This window comes from Sulfurimonas sp., assembly GCF_041563035.1.
Classification (GTDB): Bacteria; Campylobacterota; Campylobacteria; order Campylobacterales; family Sulfurimonadaceae; genus Sulfurimonas.
The window spans coordinates 118,872-141,480 of record NZ_JBFFNS010000003.1; the positions used below are offsets into that span (position 1 = coordinate 118,872).

The 22,609-nt window shown below is 33.8% G+C and carries 20 protein-coding genes and 2 tRNA genes; 13 read left to right on the forward strand and 9 right to left on the reverse strand.

Annotated elements, in window-relative coordinates:
* Nucleotide 1: 1 nt before the first annotated feature.
* The 5 genes from ABZC13_RS03970 to gyrA form a co-directional block, all read right to left on the reverse strand.
* Complete coding sequence (locus ABZC13_RS03970) at nucleotides 2-1,036, reverse strand: aspartate-semialdehyde dehydrogenase (protein ID WP_373000407.1); 1,035 nt, start codon at nucleotides 1,034-1,036, stop codon at nucleotides 2-4.
* A 12-nt stretch (nucleotides 1,037-1,048) separates the two neighbouring features.
* Complete coding sequence (locus tag ABZC13_RS03975; protein ID WP_373000410.1) at nucleotides 1,049-2,197, reverse strand: sigma-54-dependent transcriptional regulator; 1,149 nt, start codon at nucleotides 2,195-2,197, stop codon at nucleotides 1,049-1,051.
* 19 nt (nucleotides 2,198-2,216) lie between these two features.
* Nucleotides 2,217-2,630, reverse strand: a complete 414-nt coding sequence (locus tag ABZC13_RS03980; protein WP_373000413.1) for a hypothetical protein — start codon at nucleotides 2,628-2,630, stop codon at nucleotides 2,217-2,219.
* Nucleotides 2,579-3,193 (reverse strand): LPP20 family lipoprotein, encoded by a 615-nt coding sequence (locus tag ABZC13_RS03985; protein WP_373000415.1) that lies wholly within the window; start codon nucleotides 3,191-3,193, stop codon nucleotides 2,579-2,581. The genes ABZC13_RS03980 and ABZC13_RS03985 overlap by 52 nt, the downstream gene beginning before the upstream one ends.
* Before the next feature lie 67 nt (nucleotides 3,194-3,260).
* Entirely contained in the window at nucleotides 3,261-5,747 is a 2,487-nt protein-coding gene (gene gyrA / locus ABZC13_RS03990) for a DNA gyrase subunit A (protein WP_373000418.1), read from the reverse strand.
* Nucleotides 5,748-5,895: 148 nt separating this feature from the next.
* Here gyrA and ABZC13_RS03995 point away from each other — a divergent pair, with 148 nt between their 5' ends.
* The 6 genes from ABZC13_RS03995 to ABZC13_RS04020 all read left to right on the forward strand — a co-directional run bounded on the left by ABZC13_RS03995 (nucleotide 5,896) and on the right by ABZC13_RS04020 (nucleotide 11,657).
* The gene (locus ABZC13_RS03995) at nucleotides 5,896-7,197 is read left to right on the forward strand and encodes an NCS2 family permease (protein WP_373000420.1); all 1,302 of its coding nucleotides are present in this window, start codon (nucleotides 5,896-5,898) and stop codon (nucleotides 7,195-7,197) included.
* A 7-nt stretch (nucleotides 7,198-7,204) separates the two neighbouring features.
* Nucleotides 7,205-7,654 carry a phosphoribosyltransferase gene (locus ABZC13_RS04000; protein ID WP_373000423.1) on the forward strand — a complete coding sequence of 150 codons (450 nt, stop codon included), beginning with the start codon at nucleotides 7,205-7,207 and terminating at the stop codon, nucleotides 7,652-7,654.
* Between the two features lie 120 nt (nucleotides 7,655-7,774).
* Nucleotides 7,775-9,028: an ammonium transporter gene (locus ABZC13_RS04005; RefSeq protein WP_373000426.1), complete on the forward strand. Its 1,254-nt coding sequence runs from the start codon at nucleotides 7,775-7,777 to the stop codon at nucleotides 9,026-9,028.
* Between the two features lie 90 nt (nucleotides 9,029-9,118).
* Entirely contained in the window at nucleotides 9,119-9,457 is a 339-nt protein-coding gene (locus ABZC13_RS04010) for a P-II family nitrogen regulator (RefSeq protein WP_373000429.1), read from the forward strand.
* Between the two features lie 183 nt (nucleotides 9,458-9,640).
* Nucleotides 9,641-10,816, forward strand: a complete 1,176-nt coding sequence (locus ABZC13_RS04015) for an ammonium transporter (protein WP_373000432.1) — start codon at nucleotides 9,641-9,643, stop codon at nucleotides 10,814-10,816.
* A 115-nt stretch (nucleotides 10,817-10,931) separates the two neighbouring features.
* Nucleotides 10,932-11,657, forward strand: coding sequence for a TonB family protein (locus ABZC13_RS04020; RefSeq protein WP_373000435.1), 726 nt, complete (start codon nucleotides 10,932-10,934; stop codon nucleotides 11,655-11,657).
* A gap of 3 nt (nucleotides 11,658-11,660) precedes the next feature.
* On the opposite strand, the gene rd is transcribed toward ABZC13_RS04020, so the two are convergent.
* On the reverse strand, nucleotides 11,661-11,822 hold the full coding sequence (rd, locus tag ABZC13_RS04025; protein ID WP_373000438.1) for a rubredoxin: 162 nt from the start codon (nucleotides 11,820-11,822) through the stop codon (nucleotides 11,661-11,663).
* A 20-nt stretch (nucleotides 11,823-11,842) separates the two neighbouring features.
* Nucleotides 11,843-12,943, reverse strand: a complete 1,101-nt coding sequence (locus ABZC13_RS04030; protein ID WP_373000441.1) for a response regulator — start codon at nucleotides 12,941-12,943, stop codon at nucleotides 11,843-11,845.
* 163 nt (nucleotides 12,944-13,106) lie between these two features.
* Here ABZC13_RS04030 and ABZC13_RS04035 point away from each other — a divergent pair, with 163 nt between their 5' ends.
* A complete protein-coding gene (locus tag ABZC13_RS04035; RefSeq protein ID WP_373000444.1) occupies nucleotides 13,107-15,857 on the forward strand; it encodes an EAL domain-containing protein in 2,751 nt (916 codons plus the stop codon).
* 30 nt (nucleotides 15,858-15,887) lie between these two features.
* Here ABZC13_RS04035 and ABZC13_RS04040 read toward each other — a convergent pair.
* Both ABZC13_RS04040 and ABZC13_RS04045 read right to left on the reverse strand, forming a co-directional pair.
* A tRNA-Glu gene (locus tag ABZC13_RS04040) sits at nucleotides 15,888-15,962 on the reverse strand.
* Between the two features lie 17 nt (nucleotides 15,963-15,979).
* A tRNA-Lys gene (locus tag ABZC13_RS04045) sits at nucleotides 15,980-16,055 on the reverse strand.
* A 223-nt stretch (nucleotides 16,056-16,278) separates the two neighbouring features.
* Here ABZC13_RS04045 and ABZC13_RS04050 point away from each other — a divergent pair.
* From ABZC13_RS04050 to ABZC13_RS04075, 6 genes are all read left to right on the forward strand, one after another.
* Entirely contained in the window at nucleotides 16,279-17,118 is an 840-nt protein-coding gene (locus tag ABZC13_RS04050) for a VWA domain-containing protein (RefSeq protein ID WP_373000447.1), read from the forward strand.
* Complete coding sequence (locus ABZC13_RS04055; protein ID WP_373000450.1) at nucleotides 17,115-18,560, forward strand: VWA domain-containing protein; 1,446 nt, start codon at nucleotides 17,115-17,117, stop codon at nucleotides 18,558-18,560. Before ABZC13_RS04050 ends, ABZC13_RS04055 begins: the two co-directional genes overlap by 4 nt.
* Nucleotides 18,541-19,662, forward strand: coding sequence for a hypothetical protein (locus ABZC13_RS04060; RefSeq protein WP_373000453.1), 1,122 nt, complete (start codon nucleotides 18,541-18,543; stop codon nucleotides 19,660-19,662). The genes ABZC13_RS04055 and ABZC13_RS04060 overlap by 20 nt, the downstream gene beginning before the upstream one ends.
* Before the next feature lie 138 nt (nucleotides 19,663-19,800).
* Nucleotides 19,801-20,814: a CsgG/HfaB family protein gene (locus ABZC13_RS04065; protein ID WP_373000457.1), complete on the forward strand. Its 1,014-nt coding sequence runs from the start codon at nucleotides 19,801-19,803 to the stop codon at nucleotides 20,812-20,814.
* A complete protein-coding gene (locus tag ABZC13_RS04070) occupies nucleotides 20,804-21,820 on the forward strand; it encodes a hypothetical protein (RefSeq protein ID WP_373000460.1) in 1,017 nt (338 codons plus the stop codon). Before ABZC13_RS04065 ends, ABZC13_RS04070 begins: the two co-directional genes overlap by 11 nt.
* Before the next feature lie 18 nt (nucleotides 21,821-21,838).
* A complete protein-coding gene (locus ABZC13_RS04075; protein ID WP_373000463.1) occupies nucleotides 21,839-22,573 on the forward strand; it encodes a hypothetical protein in 735 nt (244 codons plus the stop codon).
* Nucleotides 22,574-22,609 lie beyond the last annotated feature (36 nt).

The following is a 22,609-nucleotide window of genomic DNA, read 5'->3' on the forward strand; positions in this document are numbered from 1 at the left end:
CTTACTTCTCTCCTTCCATTTCTACCCATTTTTGAGCGATACGTACAGCATTTGTAGCAGCGCCGACTCTTAGGTTATCGGCCACGATAAACATATGAATCATATTTTTAGCGTAGTTGTCATTTCTGATACGACCAACGAAAGTCTCGTTCATATCTACACAAGTTGCAGGCATAGGATAAAGACTATCTGATGGATCATCAACTACAACAATATTTGGAGCATTTTCTAGAACTTTTCTAGCTTCGGAAGCATCTACATCACAAGCAAAAGTAAGTGTTAAAGCTTCTGCATGACCACGAAGAGTAGGAACACGAACACAAGTCGCACTTAGAGGAATCTCTTTGTGCATGATTTTAGTAGTTTCGTTAACCATTTTCATCTCTTCTTTTGTATAACCGTTTTCCATAAAAACATCAATCTGGGGAATAACATTTAGAGCTATCTGGTGAGGGAAAGCTTTATGCTCCGCGTCACTTAGTTTAAATGCGAAGAAGTCTTGCATCTGAGATACTAACTCTTCCATAGCAGTTTTTCCACCACCCGAAGTTGCCTGGTATGTACTTGCATCTACTCTTAGAAGATCATAAGCCTCATCAAGTGGTTTGAGTACTTGAACCATTTGAATAGTAGAACAGTTAGGGTTAGCAATGATACCAGTGTCTTGCCACTTAGCAATATCTTCAGGGTTAACTTCAGGCACAACTAGAGGAACATTTGCGTCCATTCTAAAGTGAGAAGTATTGTCGATAACAACAGCTCCTGCCTTTACAGCATCTGGAGCAAATTCTGCACTAACGCTTCCGCCAGCTGAGAAAAGTGCTATTTCAATCTCTTCTTCTCTGAAAATATCATTAGTTAATTCTTTGATAACTATTTCTTTACCGTTAAACTCTATTTTTGAACCGGCACTTCTTTCACTTGCTAGTGGAACTAGTTTGTTAAGTGGAAAATCTATTTCTTGTAAAATTGTTATTATCTCTTCACCAACTGCTCCGTTTGCTCCAACTACTGCTACATTATATTTTCTAGACATCTTTTCTCCTATTTATTGTATTTTATTTTGTAAAAAAAGTTCATCTGCTGTTATTTCTTGGCCTTCACTAAGGATAACTGCTCTCTCAACAACTGATATAAGTTCTCTTATATTTCCAGGCCAGTTATATGCTAAAAGTTGTTCTTGTGCATCTTCACTAAAAGTTTTAAGATCAAAATCGTACTTTTTACAGTTTATCTCGATCATTGCATCTGCTATTTGTAAAATCTCATCTTTTCTATCTTTCAAAGGTGGGATGCTTAGAGGTATAGTATTTAAACGATAGTATAAATCTTCTCTAAATTCTCCGTCTTTTATCTTGTCTGTTAAGTTTGCATTTGTTGCTGATACTACACGTATGTCTATCTTTATACTTTTTGCTGAACCAAGACGTCTTACTTCTTTCTCTTGCAAGGCGCGAAGGAGTTTTGCCTGAACACCATAAGGCATCTCACCTATCTCATCTAGAAATAGTGTTCCGCCGTTAGCGAGTTCAAACTGACCTGCCTTAGCTTCCCCAGCATCTGTAAAAGCACCTTTTTCAAAACCAAAGAGCTCACTCTCTATTAGGTTCTCCGGGATAGCTGCCATATTAATAGCTACAAATGGCTTTTTAGCTCTTGGCGAATTCTTGTGTATGTAAGAAGCAAAAACTTCTTTACCAACACCACTATCTCCAAGCAAAAGGATGCTTGCATCTGTTTTACATGCTTTGTCTGCTATGTTTATAATGCTCTCTAGTGCTTTAGAAGTTCCTAAAAATCCACTTGTATTAGTACTTGTTTTAGTCTTAGGAACTGACTTTTGTACTTTTTGTATCTGGTCTTCTCTTTTTATAGCAGCAACTAGAGTGTCTACATCAAAAGGCTTTAGTAAAAAGTCTTTCACACCAAGTTGAATAGATTCTATCGCACGAGTAAGTGTTGCATTACCTGTCATAATAATAACTTCATATTTACCGTTTAACTCTTTTACAAACTCTATCCCATCCATTTTTGGCATGTTAATATCTGTAATAATAAGGTCAAAAGTGCTGTCAAGTTTTTTAAGAGCGTCTACCGCATTTTTGAATGTAATGATTTCAAACTCTTCATAATCGCTCATAGCGATTTCAAGAGATTTTCTCATATTGATATCGTCTTCAACTATTGCAATTTTCAATAAATGTCCTATTTGAGCCCTATTTTAAAGGTGAGATTCTAGCGAAATTTTCATTAAAATCGACTTTGAAACATGTAGTCTTAAGTGTTAGGATAGTAGTAGATTTGTTTTGAAAATTTTTAGTACTCTCTTTATGCTCAACATTAAGCCCAAGTTTGTGCATATATTCTATAAATTCTTGTTCATTATTCCTGATAGTTTGTTTTAGATTCTCGTTGCCATAATTTGTAAGAATTAGTGCAACTTGAGGTTTTCCGGTGCATTTTTTCATAGAGTCCGAGATGTGGAGTGTTTCATTGTATAGTGTGGCGTCTTTTACCACATAACGATAAGAGATAAGAAATTCTTTCGCATTCAGAGATGCGAAAGAGCTAAGAAGGATTAGTGAGCAAATTGCGCGTGTGATAGAACGATTTCCATCTCTACTTCGCATAGACCCTCTTTAAAAGTTGTTTCAACAACATTTGCATTTCTAACCATTGCTTTAACTGAAGTACGAACAGTTGATCTTTTAACCATCATATTTTTGATTAGGTCTTGACCATCAATACGAACACCCTTAACTTTCTCAGCAATCAGTCTGTATGCATCCGCAGTTGCAGCTCTTTTAGCAAGTGCATATGCTTGCGCTGGAGAAGAAGTGTTCATTGGTGCTACACCTTGACCAGTAACACTAATCAGTACATCAGCACCTTCACTTAGAGTCTGTTCACCTTCTCTAACTGGCTTTTTCGGTGCTTTCATTTCAGCCATATCTGACTCAATAGAAGCTAGCTTTTCTTCAACAGTAGATACTTTAGTGTCAATTCCAGATACTTGAGTCTCTACTGTAGATACTTTAGTGTCAATACCTGAAACTTTGTTGTCAATACCTGATACCTGTGTTTCAAGAGAATCTATCTTTTCGAAGTTTCCTATTGTTTGAGGTGCTGCAGGTGCCCCAGCTACTAATGAAGAAGCACCCAATAGTGCTGCTAAAAGTAGAGAATATTTCATGGTGTATCCCTTTATTTAGGCACTAAAAAAATGTGCCTTTGATTTAATGTGAGTTAAAAAGCAAATACTATTCCACATCTAGCGTTGTAGGTGGAGTTGCTTCATCTTCTTCATCTTCTATCGGTTGTTTTGGACAACGAGAAACACTTGCAACATCATCACCTTTAACAATATAAACACCAGATGTATTTCTGCTTGATTTAGAGATAGTTTGCATATCTACTCTAATCATTTTACCGGCTTTAGTAAGAGCCATCATATCCATAGTCTCATCTACCATCAGACAACCTACAACATATTTACCAGTTTTAGTACTCATTTTCATAGCTATAACACCAGAGCCACCACGATTAGTTAAGCGATATTCACCGGCATCTGTACGTTTACCGATACCTTTTTCAGCTATGATTAAAATCTCTTGTTCATCATCTGCGATTATGTTAGCATCGATTACTTCATCATCTTCATGTTTGAACTTGATACCTCTTACACCACGAGTACTACGACCCTGCTCACGAGTTTTTTCAATGTCAAATTTAATACATTGAGCTAACTTAGTAACAATAAATAGATATTTTATAGACTGATCTGCTATTTTTGCGGTAATCAGTGCATCATCATCATCAAGAACGATAGCTCTTACACCATTACTTCTAATGTTAGAAAATTCACTTAGGTTAGTACGCTTAACAACACCTTTTTGTGTAAAGAATACTAAACCTTTCTCTTCACTGAAATCTGTTGTTGGGATGATTGAACGGATTCTTTCATCTGCCATAAGGTTAAGAAGATTAACTACTGCCTTACCTTTAGCAATTCTGCTTCCTTCAGGAATTTTGTAAACTTTTAGCCAGTGAAGTTGACCACGGTCTGTTACAAACAGAAGTGTATCGTGAGTATTACAAGTAAAGAATCTTTCTATAAAGTCATCCTCATAAGTTGTAACTGCAGTTTTACCTTTACCGCCACGTTTTTGTTTTTCATAAGATGCAAGAGGTACACGCTTGATGTAACCTCTATGAGTGATAGTAACAACCATCGGCTCGTTCGGGATTAGATCTTCGATATCAATGTCATCATAATCATCTTCGATCTCTGTTCTTCTTTCGTTTGAACCATAAGTCTCTAAAGCTTCATCAAATTCTTCATCAATAATTGAATGTAGAACTTCTTCACTTCTTAGGATTGATTCTAAGTACTCGATAAGTTCCATTAGCTCACGTAATTCATTCTCGATTTTCTCACGCTCAAGACCAGTAAGTTTACCAAGACGCATATCAACGATGCTTTGTGCTTGAATTGGAGAGAAATCAAACTCTGAAACTAAGTTGTCGCGAGCCTCTTCTATATTTTTACTTGCTTTGATTACTTTGATGATCTGATCAATAATATCAAGAGCTTTTTTAAGACCTTCTAAGATGTGCGCTCTAGCTTTTGCTTTTTCAAGATCAAAAATAGTACGGCGAATAATAATAGTTTTACGGTGATTTATAAAGTGCTTTAATATAGTTATGATACCAAAGATTCTAGGTTCTTGGTTTAATATAGAAAGCATGATGATACCGAATGTAGTCTGCATGCTTGTTTGCTTGAAAAGATTGTTAAGAACGATTTCGCTCATTGCATCTCTTTTAAGCTCGATTACAACTCTCATACCGTCACGGTCAGATTCATCACGGATCTCTGAAACACCATCAATCATCTTGTCTTTAACAAGATTTGCAATGTTTTCAATAAGACGGGCTTTGTTTACTTGGTAAGGAAGTTCATCGATTACAATAACTTCTTTTTTAGCTTTTTGCTCAATATGAGTTTTAGCACGAACCTTAATACGACCACGACCAGTCTCATAAGCGTCTGTTATTCCTTTTTTACCAAAGATAATACCACCAGTTGGAAAGTCAGGTGCTTTGATATGCTCCATTAGCTCAATTAAAGAGATATCTGGGTTTGCTAGAAGTGCTTTAAGTCCAGTTAAGACCTCTCTAGGGTTGTGCGGAGGAATATTTGTAGCCATACCGACAGCAATACCAGAAGAACCATTGATAAGTAAGTTTGGAACACGTGTTGGCATAACTTCTGGTTCTTTAGTAGTACCATCGTAGTTATCTGTCATGTTTACTGTGTTTTTTTCTAAATCTTTTAGAAGTTCTCCTGCATATTTAGTCATACGCGCTTCTGTATATCTCATCGCTGCCGCAGAGTCACCATCTACAGAACCGAAGTTTCCTTGACCGTCTACAAGCTGCATTCTCATAGAGAAGTCTTGAGCCATACGAACTAGCGCATCATAAACAGAGTTGTCACCATGTGGGTGGTACTGACCAATTACATCACCAACTATACGAGCAGACTTTTTAAACTTTGCTCCATGAGAAAGGTTTAGTTTGTCCATAGCGTATAAAATTCTTCTGTGAACCGGTTTTAGACCGTCACGCACGTCTGGTAAGGCACGACCTACGATTACGCTCATTGAGTAATCTAGGTAACTGTTTTGAAGAGTCTCTTCTATGTTAATAGTTTGTATGTCGTCGTTGTTTAGCAAATCGCTCATATAAAACACCTAGTCTTTAAAAATAAATTCGGCTTAGTTTATCTTATTAACCCTTAAGCTTTGCTCTAACAATTGTTTTTTTTAAGTTGTGATTTTATTAAGTAGGATAATATATCACATTTAAAAGACAATTATCAAAGGAAAATGTTTGGATTACTTTAAATTGAAAAAATATAATACGAATTTTAAGACAGAATTCACAGCAGGTTTCACAACTTTTTTAACAATGATGTATATTATCCCGGTAAACGGTTTTATACTTGCGGACGCAGGTTTGCCGATGGATGCTGTTATAACTGCTACGGCTATTATAACTATACTCGCAACTCTGTTTAGCGGTATTTGGTCAAATACTCCAATTGCCATGAGTGTTGGTATGGGACTTAATGCTTATTTCTCGTACGGACTTGTTTTAGGTATGAAAATTCCTTGGGAAACTGCACTTGGAATCGTATTTTTATCAGGTATTATTTTTGTTTTTTTGTCTTTTACAAATTTTAGAATATGGATAATGACTTCTATTCCTTTAAATTTAAGAAGAGCAATTAGTGCTGGTATAGGAACTTTTATAGCATTTATCGGTTTAAAGCAAATGGGAATGATTGTAGGAAGTGAAGCCACCTTGGTTAAACTTGGAGATTTCTCAGATGCAAATGTTTTGTTGGGAGTAACAGGGCTGATATTATCATTTATGTTTTATGCATATAAGATAAAAGGTGCATTTATTTTCTCTATAGGAATAACTTCTGTAATAGGCTGGATGTTTGGCATAGGTATATTCCCAACAGCTCTAATAAGCTTTCCTGCATCTATTGAACCAATTCTAATGAAACTTGATATTGTAAGTGCAATTTCTTTAAGTCTGTTTCCTGTAGTGATAACTTTTTTAGTTACAGATATGTTTGATACTTTAGGTACTCTAACAGGAGTAGGTGCTCGCGCAAATCTATTTCAAGATGATAAAAATAAAGATGATAAGAGTTTACAAAAAACACTAGAAGCAGATGCAATCGCAACAGTAGGTGGAAGCTTACTCGGAGTTTCAACTACTACAAGTTTTATAGAGAGTGCCAGTGGGGTAGAAGCAGGTGGAAGAACAGGATTGACTGCGGTATTTACTGCCATGTTTTTTGTTACTACACTTTTTATGCTGCCACTGTTTAAGTCAATCCCTTCAAATGCAATCTATCCGGTACTTGTCGTTGTCGGTGTATTGATGTTTACAGAACTTGGAAAGATTAATTTTAAAGAGATGGATTTTGCAACCAGTGCAGGTACGTTTTTTATAGTTTTAGTTATGCCATTAACATATTCAATTACAACCGGAATCGCATCAGGTTTCATCATATACACTTTAATCAAGTTAGCAAAAAAAGAGTTTTCTGATTTAAATATTGGAATTATTTCAATTACCGGTATTAGTTTATTGGTATTTATTTTACAAGGATAGCAAGAGAATGGAAAAATATTATTACTCTTACAAAGAGTTTGTTCAAGATACTACACAGTTAATAAAATTAAGTAGAGAATTTAATGCAGATGTATTGTTAGGTGCAGCTAGAGGTGGTTTGACTCTGAGTCACTTTATGGGAGAAGCATTAAACACAAGAAATGTGTATAGTCTTAATTCTATTCATTATGAAGGAACTACTAAACTAGATACGTTTGATATCTTTAATATTCCAGATCTTTCAAAAGCTTCAAAGGTCTTAATCTTAGATGATATAGTAGACAGTGGCGAAACAATGGTTGAAATATTAAAACTATTAAAAGAACAATACCCACATGCTGAATTTAAACTTGCAACTCTTTTTTACAAAAAAACAGCACTTATACAACCAGATTATTCGGTCAAAGAAGCTACTCAGTGGATAGAGTTCTTCTGGGAAGAAGATGTAAAGGCTTAGGTGATATAAAACATAAGAGCAATTATTGATTCTAAAACTGATTAAAAATTAATCAATAATTTGATTAATACCTTTTAGTTAACTTGTATACTTTGAGCAGATAAACTATAAGGATAAATGATGAAGAAATTATTTCTTGCTCTATTAGCGTTACCGACTTTGGTATTCGCAGAAGATACATTAAGCAGTGGTGATACTGCTTGGATGTTAGTTGCTACGGCTTTTGTAATGTTAATGACACCTGCGGGGTTAGCACTTTTTTACGGTGGTCTTACTCGTTCTAAGAATGTGCTTAATACTATAGGTATGAGTTTAGGTGCTTATGCAGTTGGTACTTTAGTATGGGTTATCGTTGGGTACTCAATCGCATTTGGCGATGGTGACTTAATAGGTACTGGTAAGGTTATGTTATCTGGAATCACTTCTGATACATTAAGTGGTACTATTCCTGAGCTTCTTTTTGTAGCATTTCAAGGAACATTCGCTGCAATCGCTGTTGCAATCGCTAGTGGTTCTATGATTGAAAGAGTTAAATTCTCTACATTTATGATATTCGCAGCATTATGGATAGTTGCTGTTTATGCACCTGTAACACACTGGGCATGGGGTGGTGGTACGACACTTAACTTTGGTGAGATGGACTTTGCTGGTGGTACTGTTGTTCACTTAAATGCTGGTGTCGCCGGTTTTGTTGTTGCAATGATTCTCGGACGTAGAAAAGATTACGGTAAAGCTGCTATCAAGCCTTTTTCTCCTGTACTAGTTGTGCTTGGTGCTGCTTTATTATGGTTCGGTTGGTTCGGTTTCAATGCAGGTTCTGAAGTTGCTGCTGATGGTACTGCTGCATCTGCGTTCTTAGTAACGAATGTTGCTGCATCTCTTGGTGTTATCGGTTGGATTCTGCTAGAGTGGTTAGTATACAAAAAAGCCACTTTAGTTGGTGGTGCTTCTGGTGCTGTTGCCGGTCTGGTTGCAATTACTCCTGCATCTGGTTCTGCTGGTGTTGAAGGTGCTATTATTATCGGTCTTATTGGTGGTGCTCTAGGTTTCTATGGTGTTGCTAAACTTAAAGGTATGTTCAAAGTTGATGACTCTTTAGACGCATTTTGGATTCATGGTCTAGTTGGTATCTGGGGTTCAGTTGCAACAGCAATCTTTATAGCTGATTATGCAATGCCTGAAAACTATAACATGGGTTCACAGTTAGTATCTCAGTTTAGTGCTATAGGTTTAACAATTGTATACAGTGGTGTTGTTACTGCGATTGTATTCTTTATAGCTTCTGCAATCACTGGTGGTGGTAGAGTTGATGAAGAGACTGAACGTCGTGGTCTTGATGAGACTGTTCATGGTGAAAAGGCTATAAACCTTTAGAACGATAAAGGAACAAGTCCTTTTGCAATTACAAAGTTGCTTAAAAATATAAAAATAGCTAGAATGTTAAAATTAAATTGGAGAGATATTATGAAAAGAGTAGAAGCGGTTATTAAACCATTCAAATTAGAAGATGTTAAAGACGCACTGGCAGAAATCGGGATTACTGGTATGACTGTTAGTGAAGTTAAAGGTTACGGTCGTCAAAAAGGTCACAGTGAACTTTACCGTGGTGCTGAGTACGTTGTAGACTTTTTACCAAAGATAAAAATGGAAATGGTAGTCAATGATGAGATGGTTGAGCAAGTAACTAGTACTATTGTTGAAGCTGCTAGAACTGGAAAAATCGGTGATGGTAAGATTTTTGTTAGTGAAATAGAACAAATTATTCGTATACGTACAGGTGAAACTGACAACGAGGCGGTTTAGTTAGCAGGTCAAAAGAACTAATCCTTTTGACTACGCTGGCGTCGCTGAGGCAACTAAAGATTACTCCTTTTGGCGTGATGATCTTATTATCCTACAACTGATTAAAAATTAATCAGTTGAGAAAATATCTGCACTTTTTTTAAGCTATAATTGCCCCTTTAATATTTCAAAGGGGTATATTATATGTTAGAAGCTGATTTTAAATACATCATCGACACTTTCTTCGCACTGTTTGCAATGGTGCTCATAATCTTTATGGTTCCTGGTTTTGCTATGCTTGAAGCAGGACTTGTCCGTACCAAAAATGTTACTTCCGTTTTAACTATCAACGTTATGATTTATGCAGTTGCTTCTTTAGCATTTTTGCTTATTGGTTACTCTCTTGCCTTTGGTTCTTGGGAAAATGACTCTATGAGTATCTGGGCTGCATTTATGTTTCAAATGGCATTTGTAGGTAAAACTATAAACATCATGAGTGGTGGTGTAAGTGAGCGTGTACGTATATTTCCTTTAGCAATATTTGCTGTTATTATGGGTGCTTTTATCTATCCAACAGTAGTAAACGTTAGTTGGGGTGCAGATATGATATCAGGTACATTTTTAGACCTTGATATGTATGATCTTGCAGGTTCTACTGTTATTCACTCAACCGGCGGATGGGCTCTTCTGGCAGCAATACTAATTATGGGTTCTCGTAAGGGTCGTTATGTAAACGGTAAGATAAGAGTTATCCCTGCATCTAACATCCCTTTAGTTGTGCTTGGTGCATTCTTATTATGGATAGGCTGGTTTGGGTTTAATGGTGGTTCAGTCGGATCAATTTCTAGTGTCGAGAATGCAAATTTGGTTGCTAAGACAATAATGAATACCAATACAGCTGGACTTGCTGGTGCACTAATTGCCGGAATACTGATGTATGTAAGATATAAACTCTTTGATATCACTATGATTTTAAATGGTGCCTTAGGCGGGCTTGTTGCTGTAACTGCGGGACCAGATCTATATGATATGTATACTCCTATTTTAATTGGTCTTATCGGTGGTGCTTTAGTTGTGTTTGCTGTTCCTATTTTTGATAAACTAAAACTTGATGATCCTGTTGGTGCACTTTCTGTTCACCTGGTAAATGGCATCTGGGGAACACTTGCGGTTGGAATTTTTGTAGATAGTGTTTCATTTATGGCTCAACTTAAAGGTGTTCTGGTTGTAGCCGTTTTCGCATTTAGTGTCTCTTTTGTAGTTCTTTATCTTATCAACAAAGTATCTAGATTTAGAGCTGAAGATGATGCGCAGGTTGAAGGTATGGACGTTAATGAATGTGGTGTTGAAGCTTATCCTGAATTCAAAAGAGCTATTTAATTATTGAGCGCCAAAGGAACTAGTTCTTTTGGCTGTGCTTACGCTGCTAAGGTGACCAAAGAATTCCTTGAGAAATTAATACTTATGTAACACATAATTAGCTATTATTTTACTTATGATTAGACACGGCAGTTCATTTTTTTTCTCACTATTATTTCACGGAACTTTACTAATAGCACTATTCTTTACATGGAAAAACATTCCATCTCTGAATAAAGTGGATTGTGAAGAAAAGGTTTGCATCCAACTATGTGACGTAATCGCTAAAAAACCGCTTGATAAACCCGCCCCTAAGCCAAAGTCTAAACCACAACTAAAACCTATTCCAAAAAAGATTGAAAAGCCAAAAGTAGAACCAAAGCCAATTGTAAAAAGAATAGAGATAGTAAAAGAAATACCTGAAGTTGTACCTGAAGAAATAGAAGAAGTTATCGAAGAAGTAAAAGAAGAAGAGATTGTCGAAGAAAAACCTGTTGAAGTGACTGAGGTAGTACAAGAAGAGATTAGTAAAGAAGATGTGATAGTTGAAGATACAGATGCTAAACAGGCACGTCTTGAACAAGAGTATATGCAAGAGCATATTGCTAAGATAATTCAACTTTTGCAAGATAACTTATACTATCCAAGAAGAGCAAGAAAAATGGGTACTATAGGTGAAGTTACCGTAAGGTTCAAACTCTCTACAAATGCTGTTGCTCACTCCATAGAAGTACTTTCGTCAAAGAGTGAAATACTGAGTCGTGCTGCAGTAAAAACTATAGAAGACTTGTCCGGAGAATTTCCAAAACCAAATGAAGAATTAATACTTCATGTACCTATAAACTACAGTTTAAAGATGTAGTTATTAGTCTATAGGGTTAAAATACTCTTTACCAGATCCACACCCAGGACAGACCCAGTTCTCAGGTAGATCTTCAAATGAAGTTCCTGGAGGAATACCAGCTTTTTCGTCACCAACTGCTGGATCATAGATCCACCCGCAAAACACACATTTATACTTTTGCATAGCTTATCCTTTAGATAGTTTTATTTAGAGTTTGGCAGTTTTATAGTAACTGTTGTCTGAGAGTTTTCTGATGTAACTTTTATGCTGGCACGCATAGACTCTTTTAGTATGTTAAATGCATTGTACAGACCTAGCCCTACAGCATTTTTTTCCTCTTTTGTACTAACATAAGGATCAAATATTCTATTTATTAGAACCTCTTCGATACCACCTGCATTATCTATGATCTCTATATAAGTAAAATCATCATTTTGCTTTGTAGATATTTTAATAAACTTCTTGGTATCAGTGGGTATTCTTTTAAAAGCTTCAATAGAATTAGTGTAGATGCTAATTAAAATCTTAATTATTTCGTTAGGAAAGTATAATACATCCTCTTGGTGTTGCAGATCTATTTCTATGTTAATGTGGTTTGATTCAAGTCTATCTTGAATCAGAAGGATGCTCTTATTAATTGTGTCATTTATATTGTTAAGTGAAGCGGTCTTTTCTATATTGGAGATTTGACGAAATTCATCTAGTGTTTTTGAGAGTTCTTGTACTGCATGATTAATGTTTTCTAATGATTTATCTAGGTGCTCTGATGTTAGTTCATCAAACTCATAAGCGACAGCTATATCCATTGTAATGGTACTAATAATTGAAAGCGGTTGTCTCCATTGATGTGCAAGCATCTGAACAGTCTCATTAACTGCAAGTAATCTGTTTTGATTTAATATCAAAGCATCTTTATGAGCATTCATAAATTGACTCTCAATTCTTACTTTTAAGTTGGTGATATTAACTGGTTTGTTAAGGTAGTCATTTGCTCCGGCTTCAAAACTTTTTTTAAGAGTTTCATCCGTTATATCTGCTGTTATCATGATGATGGGGATATGATTGTAATTTGGATTTTGGCGAATAGTTTTACATGCTTCAAGTCCGTCTATTTGTGGCATCATAACATCTAATAAAATCATATCAATACTATTATTTTTCAGTATATCATATGCTTCTAGTGCTGACATTGCACTGATTATAGAAGTGTAGCCTTCATCTTCAAGTAAGTTCTCAAGAACCAAGATATTTACTCTATTGTCATCTACTATTAATATCTTTTTGGTGTAAAAATCCACTTGCATAACAGTCACCTATTAAGAGTTTTCTGAACTCATTATACATAAAAAAATGTTATTTCATACTAAATAAAAATATATGTAAAAAATGAAAAGTTTTTTAAAAAGTTTTGAGTGTATAATAAGTTATAATTTATTATAATAGTCTGGTGATGTAAGAGGGGAAACTATGTTAAAGAATCTTTCAATAACAGTAAAAGTGTATATACCAATAATCTTTGTGATGCTTTTAGGAATTCTACTCATTACTTATAACGGTATGCAATCTCTGAAGAATATTTCTGATGACGCATATTCTACATTTGCACAAAATATGCAAGCATATGTAGATCAAGGTTTGAACGAAAAAGAGCAGGTTGGACTTACAAATGTAATCAATATTGCCAACAATAATAATATATATGATGCTCTTAAACAAAATGATAGAAACATAGCTATAAAAAACTTGGACAATATAAGTAAGTCATTTAAAAATAACAGTGATTATAAAAATGTAAAGGTTCATATTCATGATGCAAATATCAATAGTTTTTTACGTCATTGGAACCTAAATAAATATGGTGATGATCTAAAGGGGTTCAGAGATTCTATTATAGATGTTAAAGAGAGTAGAAAACCTTTTATTACTATTGAGAGTGGTAGAGCCGGTATGCTTTTAAGAGGTCTTTCCCCTGTTATGGATAATGATAAGTATATTGGAAGTGTTGAATTTATACAAGGGTTTAATTCAATTGTCAAAAAAGCAAAAGAGCAAAAAAAGTATGACCTTGTTTTTTTAGCACTCGATAATGAAAAAGGAATAAAAAGATTTGATTCAAACATATACAAAGTAGGAAATATGTTTTTGTCTCAAAGAAAAAATATTACCAGTAGAAAACTATTAAATACACTGCAAAAAGTAGATATAAATAATTTGACAACAAAACTTTTCACAATAAAAGACGGCTATTTTATAACATCAATTGAAATGCTAAATCACAATAACGTGCTAATAGGATATGGATTAATAGCCGCTGATATTGAGAATGTGAATAGTTTTGTAAATGCTACAAAAGCAACACTTTTAAATCAAATATATACGATGATACTCATTGATATTATTATACTTCTATCTTTGCTTTTAATTTTATACATATTAGTTAAAAAACCTATCACTAATCTTATATATGCTATCCACGATATAGAAAATAGTCTGAAAAATGGTGACTTAAAAGATCTCTATTCAGAAAATAAACTGGAGATAAAAAATAATGATGAGATAGGGATAGTGTCAAAAACAATAAATGCTCTATTAAAAAACATGACAAGAGCTTTTACAAAAATAAGAAGAATCAATAAATACTCTTCTGAATATATAAAGGCTGTTAATGCGGGGAGTATAGTTAGTAAAAGTAGTCCTGATGGAATAATAACTTATGTAAACGATACCTTATGTAAAAAGACAGGATATACAAAGAAAGAGCTAATTGGAAAACCTCATAATATCTTTAGACATCCAAATACTCCAAAGAAAATATTTAGAAATATGTGGGATACTATCCAATCTGGTGAGATTTACCATGGGCTTCTTAAAAACTCTAAAAAAGATGGAAGTACTTTTTATGCCAATATAACAATAGTTCCTATCAAGGATGAGAACAACATAATTATCGAATATATTGCACTTAGAGATGATGTTACAGAGCTTGTTAATTCTAAAAAAGAGTTAAAGAAGAACTTTTTGACAGATATATTGACTAGTCTTGGAAATAGATTTAAGTTACTAGAAGACGTTAAGTTAAATGGTGAGTCATATTTGGCGATTATAGATATCCACTTCTTTAAAGAGGTGAATGATTTTTATGGATATAAAGCCGGTGATTCTGTTATCATTGATTTAGCAGATAAAATGTTTCACTACTTTAATGATGATAAGTTTGATCTATATCGTTTAAATGGAGATGAGTTTGCCGTGTTAGTTGATAGCGATCGAATAACAAAAGATAAGTTTTTTGAAAAATTAAATAGTTTTAAAGAAGAGATAAAACAGAGAACATTTAAGATAGATAACAATGAAATCACAATACAACTTACTATAGGAGTATCATGCAACAGTGATAACCTGATAAATGAAGCAGATATAGCTCATAAATACGCTAAAAAGAGTAATAAAGACATAGTAGGATATGTTGATGAGATTAACATAGATGAAGAGTACAAGAAAAATATAGAGTGGACAAATGAGATAAAAAGTGCAATAGAAGAAAATCGTATAAAAGCATATTATCAACCAATTGTTAATACATCAAACAACAAGATAGAAAAGTATGAGACACTAATGCGCTTGATTAAAAGAGACGGTGAAGAGATATCTCCATTTTTCTTTTTAGATATAGCAAAAAAGACTAGACTTTATAAGGATCTTACTAAAATAGTTGTAACTCAGGCTTTTGAAAAATTCAACGGAACAAAATATGAATTTTCTATAAATCTAAGTGCTGAAGATGTAATGCTACATAATGTGAGTGACTGGTTATTTGATCTTGCAATTGAGCATGGAGTCAATAACCAGGTTGTTATAGAAATAGTAGAATCTGAAGGTATCGAATCGTTTGATATGATGGATTCATTTATTAGAGATGCAAAAACATGCGGAATGAAAATCGCAATAGATGACTTTGGAACTGGTTACAGTAATTTTGAGTACTTAATAAAGCTAAATACTGATTTCTTAAAAATAGACGGTAGTCTAATTAAAGAGATAGACAACGATGAAAAGATTTATGGCGTTGTTGAGACTATTGTAGGGTTTGCAAGGAAAAATGACATAAAAACTATAGGTGAGTTTGTTGCAACTGAATCAATATATAAAAAGATTAAAGAGCTAGATATCGATTATGGGCAAGGGTACTTTTTAGGAAAACCAAATCCTGAATTGTAATAATTTTATTGATTGTTTTTAAGTGAAAGTTGGTGACCCCGAGGAGAATTGAACTCCTGTAACATGGATGAAAACCATGGATCCTAACCGCTAGACGACGGGGCCAACTATGTGTATAAAAATGGTGTCCTGTGATGGATTCGAACCATCGGCCACATCATTAAAAGTGACGTGCTCTACCAGCTGAGCTAACAAGACTTATGTCTCTTATTCTTAAGAGGTCGAAATTATAGACAAATAGATTTTAGATGTCAAGATATTTCACAAGGAATTTCAAAATCTTTTTAAATTTGTAGTAATTACGCATATAAAATATTATTTTTGGTAGAATATAACAATGAATTATTATAGTTTTGAATATCCTTTTTTAATTTTTTTACTTATACCTATAATTTATTGTTTATATAAATGTAAAGAATATATGAAACCGGTTTATTTTGTGCATCTTCAGTTTTTATCTGCTAAAAAGAACTTTTTGAAGATAGAGTGGATTATAAAAGTTTTGATATTTATCTTTCTTTGTATTGCACTTGCATCTCCGATAGTGGTGGATAAGCTAAGTCCAAATAATAGACACGGTAAAGATATAGTACTTGCCATAGATGCCAGTGGATCTATGAACTCATCAGGCTTTGATTTTGAAGATGAGGTTAGTGAAGGTGAGAGACTCAGCCGATTTGAGATAACTAAAATCATAGCATCAGAGTTTATAAAAAAAAGAATCAGTGATAATGTCGGAGTAGTTCTTTATGGAGATTTTGCTTTTATAGCATCTCCAATAACTTATGAAAAAGAGATAGTTACTCAGATGCTAGAATATCTGACCCAAGGTATGGCTGGACAAAACACAGCTATAGGTGAAGCTATAGCTATAGGTGTGCGCTCATTTAAACATTCTAAGGCAAAGAATAAAGTTATTGTTCTTCTTAGTGATGGTGAACATAACAGCGGAAGTGTCTCACCTAAAGAAGCCACAAAATTGGCAAATGAGAAGGGTATAAAAATATATACCATCGCTATGGGTAACAAAGGTGAAGCAGATGAAGCGCTCCTGGAGACTATAGCCAAAGATGGAGGCGGAGAGTTTTTTAGTGCTACTTCTGCAAAAGAGTTGAAAAAAGTTTACAGCGAGATTGACAAACTTGAATCATCAAATATTAAAAGTAGGGAGTATATTTTAAAAGAGTACTTTTATCAGATATTTTTACTTTTAGCATCTGGGCTGCTTCTGTTTTTATTATACAAGGAGATAAGAAAATGAGTTTTTTATTTCCTGAGTACTTTTGGTTGTTTCTGTTTTTAGTTGCTGGCTTTATTAAAAAAGACTTCAGAGATTTAAGCATAGTTTCTCTTGGCTATATAGTTACCTTTGTACTTATAGTTTTAGCCCTTACCCGTCCAGTTATAGAACAAGAGCCTATAAAAAGTGAACAGGTACTAAGTGATGTTGTGATAGCCGTTGACTTATCATACTCCATGCAGGCAAATGATGTATCACCTTCAAGGCTAAAAAAGGCAAAAGAGGTTTTAAACGCTCTTGTAAAGAGTGAAAAAAAAAGCAGGTTTGGAATACTTGGGTTTACTACAAATGCAATAGTACTCTCACCAATGACAGAAGATAGTGAACTTTTAGAGCATCTATTTGGCTCACTTGATGATAAGCTTATTATTACAAAGGGCAGTTCTATAATGCCTGCGTTGAAGTTAGCACGAAAGATGTCAAAATCAAAGGAGCTTAGTGTAGTAATACTGAGTGACGGTGGAGATGAGATCTCTTATGAAGATGAAGCAAAATATGCCAAAGATAATTCACTTATTGTAAATGTATTGATGCTCGCTACTAAGAGTGGCGGAACTCTAATGCTGGAAAATGGAGAGCTTTTAAAAGATGAGACGAACGATATAGTCGTGAGTAGGGAAAACCAAGCTATAGAGGCTGTCTCAGATGCTACAGGCGGAATCTATACAAAAAGTTTTGATGATTTAGCAGATGCACTACAAGATCAAAAAACAGATGATAAAAAATCTAAAACGACTATAATCAGAAATCTTGAACTATTTTACTTTTTTATAGTCTTAGCTATTATTTCGTTTTTAGTAAGTGTTACAACACTAAAGCGGTATGTTTTGGCTTTTTTACTTCTTTTTGGAGTGAGTTTAGACGCAAATATTTTAGACTACTTTGAAGATAAAAATAGAATAGAATTTAAAAAAGCCAGTTCTTACTATAAAAGTGGAGAATATGAAAAGGCACTTCACTCCTATGAGAGAGTAAAATCTGCAGATGCAGAGTTTAAATCTGTCGTTTTTTATAATATGGGTAATTCATTAGTAAGATTAAAAGAGTTTAAAAAAGCAAGAGAAGCCTACTTGAAATCACTTACTCTCAGTTATTCTAAAGAAGCAGATGAAAACATGCATTACATAAAAGATGTTGGTGAGCAGATGCAGATGAGCACAGGTCAGCAAAAAAGCAGTAAAAAATCATCAATCGCAAAAAAAGAGAACTCTAACAAAAAGAAAAAAGAGGGTGGCAGTTCAAATATGAAAGTTAGTGCCAGTGCAAGCAGTGGAGCTGAGGACGGTGGTAAGAAAACAAAGACCGAATCGAAAATAGATCTGAATTCCGGCAAAGCAAAACTAAGTTCAAAGCAATATGAACTAATAAATAAAAGGGGAGTGAATGAGAAACAACCTTGGTAGAGCTGGTTTAATAATTTTAATCTTTTTAAATCTGAATCTCTTCGCATCTACGTATCAATGGAGTGTACAAGCAGATAAAACAGAGGCAATGACAAATGAGGCTATATATCTCAAGTATATTTGTGAGTACAGTGACGCTGCAGGTATTTATGTCATTGAATTTAATCCAGTTGTAGATAACGATCAGTACAGAGTTGAAATTCTTAGTGAAACTGAAAGAATAGAAGATGGTAAAAAAATAAATATTTTTGAATTTGTTGCTTTTGTAAAACACTCCGGTGTTCATAAATTTGTTTTTAACACAACAATGAAAAAGACAAACAAAGACTCTATCCAAAATACTGTACTTGGTCGTGACAACGCTGATTATGAAGAATTTAGCGTACGTTTTATAAAACAAGAAGCAGTGGTTGTCAATGTTAAACAAAGCAGTACAGATTTAGTAGGTGAGTTTGTTTCAAATGTAAAAAAAGACAAAGAGAAGTTAAAAGCGTATGAGCCTTATCATCTTGAGATAGATATAGAAGGAATCGGAAACTTTAAGGCTTTAAAACCTGTTGAATTTAAGATAGATGGAGTGAAGATATTTTCTCAAAAAGTCATAGAAAATGTGACACTTACAAAAGATGGTTATAAAGGCTCTTGGAGTCAAAAATTTGCCTTTGTCGGTGAGAAAGATTTTATAATCCCAGAAGTAAAAATAGAGTATTTTGATTTAAAAGAGCAAATAATCAAAGAGATGTTCATAGACGCAATAAATGTTGAAGTAACAAAAGCTTATAAAAAAGAAGAGCTATTGGATGCTGAGGAAAAAGCCTTTGAGTTTAGTTATGACTTTGTATATTACGTATTTACTTTTATAGCTGGTTTTCTTTTTGCAAAGATAAACTTTAAAAGAGTAAGAAAAATAAACTCAGCAGATGCTATATTTGAAGCAAAGATAGAAGCTGCAAAATCTCTGGATGAACTTATGGTTATTTTGGCTTTAAAAGATGCAAAGAAATATGAAGATTTTATAAGGAAAGTGGAAACAAAAGAGATAAAATCTCTAAAAGATGCAAAAAAAATACTAATCAATAAGCAATTTAATAATGTTATTTAACAGCCTTGTGGCCTTTAATACTCAAACTTTTGGTCAAAATGAGTCAGTTGTAACAGTGAATGTAAAAAAGTAATAGAATTAATGTAGAGTTAAATAATTTTTAACTAGAATTTTTCTAAATTATTTAAGGGAAGATAAATGAAATTATCACTAAAACTGTTACTAACGGCATCTGCTGTTGCATTACTGATGAGTGGTTGTGCTCAAAAGGTTAGAATCAAAGCACTGGATCCAGCAGAAGTGGGAGAAATGGCTACAAAGAAGAAAGTTGCGATTAGCGGTTTTAAAAATGATAGACATGGTTTATCTGGTAAAATTGAGTCTGAAATAGCTAAGCATAAGCTTGATCAAAAGAGATACTTTACTGTAGTTAGTCGTAAAGATTTAAATAAGATCATGGCTGAGCAAAAACTTCAATCTTCAGAGCTAATGGATGAAGCTACTGCAACTAAGGTTGGTAAGTTGATAGGTGCTCAGGCTGTTATTAATGGGGAAATAGCTTCTGCTACTGCAACTACTGATAAATATGTAGAAGATAGAGAAAAATGTCTTAAATGGACTAAAGATGGATGTGTTAGATATAAGCACTATAAGGTTACATGTAAGACTATTCAGGCTGAAGTATCTGCAAACCTTAATATTGTAAATGTTGAGACAGGTTCTATCATCTATGGTGATACTATCAATAAAGAGTATAGTGGAGATTCTTGTAGAAAAGCTATTCTTTCAGAAGGTCAAGCTTTAAATAGATTAACAAGTGCTATAGCTAATGAGTTTGTATATAAACTAACTCCGCACTATATCTACTTCAGTGTTGCATTACTTGATAAGATAGAACTAAAAAATGTGACTAGCAAACAAGAGAAAACTTTTGAGACATCATTAGCGTATATTAAAGCTGGTCGTATGGATAAAGCTGAGCAAATACTACAGGGTTTACTTGACGAGTTAGATGGTAAATCTTATGTAGTTGCATTTGTATATGGTGTTGTAAAAGAGGCTAGAGGTAATTTAGATGAAGCTAAAAAAATATATGCTATGGCTGATTCATTAACAGTTGAACCTGTTGAAGAAATCAACTTGGCACTTTCTAGAATTGATAGATCAATTCAAAAGAGAGAAGAAGCAAAGCGACAAATGAATGCTAAGTAAAAATAGAGTAATTAAAAGTTCATTACTATTAATATTTACAGCTCTAATCTTTACAGGTTGTGGTGGTAGCTCTTCTGCTGCCGCTCCTGCTGCAAAACCCACTCCAAAAGTACTACCTGCATGGATAAGTGCTCCACTTCCAAGTGACAATGATCAATTTATGTATGGCATGAGTGTTGAGTCTGATAGAGAGTCTGCAATCAAAGCTGCTCTAAGTGATATGATTGCTAAGCTTGGCACTACCATAGAATCTACATACGAAAGTAATGAAGAAGTTCGTGGCGTATTTGTAAACTCAAATATTAAAAATCAAATCAAGTCTGGTGTATCTAAAGTAAAGATAAATAACTATAGGGTTATTAAATCACATAAAGTCAGTTACAGAGAGTTTGCTGTTATGATTGAGACAGATAAGCAAAAGCTTGTAAAGGGTATGAAAGAAAATCTTGAAGCTCAGAAAAAAATTATATCTCAAAAATATGCTGATCTTAAAGGCAGAGATGCTCTAACTAGATACAACACTAAAAAAGAGTTGTCTGGGAGTGCAACTAAACTACTCTCTGAAATTTTAATCATTGCAGAACTTGATAAGACTTTCAACAAAAAAGAAAATTTAGACTTTATAACTAAAAAACAAAAAGAGTTTTTAGCAGAGTCTAAAAGTTTGAAGTTTTTTGTTAGCGGTAATGAAAAATCAGCTAAGTTTGCTGATAGCATAAAAAACTACTTGGCACAAAGTGGTTTTAATGTTACAAACTCTAAGAAAAAAGCTGTACATGTAAAAGTAAATACTACTGATAGAGTCAGTGGAAAGATAGCCGTTTTAACTCTGAATGTGAGTGTTTTTGACAAAGCTCAGCGTATTGGTGGTAAATCAGTTATAGTAAAAGAGAGATTTAATGGTTCAATGGCAAGCGCATATAAAAATGCTTCAATCCATTTAGAACAAGATATCAAATCTCAAGGCATCAATGAAGTTATAGGCATTAATCTTAAACTAGATTAATTTCCCTATACTCACACTATGTATAAACAACCTCAAATATACTATATAACTCATGAAAAATTAAAAGATAAGAGATATTTTCAAGAAGCAATATCTATAGATATGGAAAATAGCTATTACTGGAGTGACGATTGGTCTGTTGAATTTTATGTAGAACTAGCCCGTGCTGGATTTATAAGTACTACATATGATACAAAAGGTGGATTGGTACTTCTTCCAGAGCTTCAGTTTGATTATGCAGTTTTAGATTTTAAAGACCTTCATATTTCAAAAAAAGTAAAAAAATTACTGAGCAATGAGAGTTATAGCTTCTCTATAAACAAAAGATTTTATGAAGTCCTTGAAAATATTTGTAAGCAACATAAATATAACTGGTTAAAAGAAGAGTATCTGGAAATTTTAAAAAAATTATATGCAAGAAACAATGAGATAAAAAATTTCAAGATAATTTCTGCTGAAGTGATTTCAAAAGATACAGATGAAGTTATTGCCGGAGAAATAGGTTACATTATTGGAACTACATATACAAGTCTTAGCGGTTTTAGTTTAAAAGAAAAAAAATATAACAATTATGGTAACTTACAGTTAGTATTGCTTGCCCAATTTCTGGAAAAAGAGGGTTTTTCTTTTTGGAACTTAGGACATTCTCATATGGAATATAAACAAAAGCTAGGTTGTGAGACTTATGAGAGAAGAGAGTTTTTAAAAAGATGGAAAGAAGATAGCAATTCAGCAATCATTAACCCCTCTTAGATATACTTACATCAGATTAAACATAAGGTCAATTAC